At 67.4% G+C, this 1,016-nt stretch carries 1 protein-coding gene; it reads left to right on the forward strand.

Annotation, left to right across the window (positions count from 1 at the left end; translation table 11 throughout):
- Window positions 1-374: 374 nt before the first annotated feature.
- Entirely contained in the window at window positions 375-968 is a 594-nt protein-coding gene (locus tag OJ962_RS34205; protein WP_202958827.1) for a hypothetical protein, read from the forward strand.
- Window positions 969-1,016 lie beyond the last annotated feature (48 nt).

Raw genomic sequence — 1,016 nt, forward strand, 5'->3', positions numbered from 1 at the left:
CGTCGAAAAGCACCACTTTGGCTTGCTGCCGACCGGTAGCCTCTCGCGTCCATGAGGACTGAGCCGCTGAAGAGCTTTCGTCTCGGTCCAGCGGCTTCGGTTCGGTTCAGCGACGACGGTGTCTGGCTGGCCGTCGCCGATCTTGAGGGCGTGACGCTTTTCGACCTCGATCGCAAGCAGCGGTTTCGATCGTGTGCCATCGAGCCGGGCGTCGCGTGTGCGGATCTGTCTCCTGATGCCCGACTGGTTCTCGCCGGCGACGGTGAAGGCGGCGTGACCGTGCTCGACAGAGAAGCTGGGACGTCGTCGCGGTGCTCGACGACGCGCGGCCAGAGCCCTCCACGAGGGCCATGTTCGGGCCCGAAGGGACGACCGTGGTCGACGCGCTCTGGCGCGGCGACCTGCGTGTTCACGAAATCAGCACCGGGCGCCTACGCTGGTCAGAGGGCGGCGGATTCGTGATGCGGCTCGCGGTCTCCGCCGACCGGCGCTGCTGGGCCTACGATCGCCAGGACCATCCGGGCCTGGTGGTGGTCCGTGAGTGGCCGTTTGACGAGCATGCCCCGATCGCCCTTGAAGGCACGGTATCGGCGCTGGCGCTGGCGGTCAATCGCGAAGGAACCAAGGTGGCAGTGTACGGCGCCGCTGCGACCCCATCGACAACCGGCTTGGCCGTGTATACACGCGACGACTCGGGCGCTTGGACCGCGAGCGCGCGGACCGATCGTCTGTCGGCGTTCGATCCGGCCGTCACTATGGTCTGGACCGACGATGACCAGGTGGTCCTCGCCCTCGACTCCGCGTTGCGCATATTCGATGCCGCCCTGACGCCGCTCGGGTTGCTGAAGACGCCGCCCGCTCGTGATCTCTCCTTCGCCGGGGGCATGCTGGCGGTCGGGGACTTCGACAACGGGATCGCCGTGCCGTGGCGCGACGTCGCGTCACGGCTGACCAGCGTCGACGGCTAGCTCTCCGAACAGGAAGGCGAGGCATGAGGCGTGTGGCGCTTCCGTCGA

The organism is Solirubrobacter deserti (assembly GCF_027587175.1).
Taxonomy (GTDB): domain Bacteria; phylum Actinomycetota; class Thermoleophilia; order Solirubrobacterales; family Solirubrobacteraceae; genus Solirubrobacter; species Solirubrobacter deserti.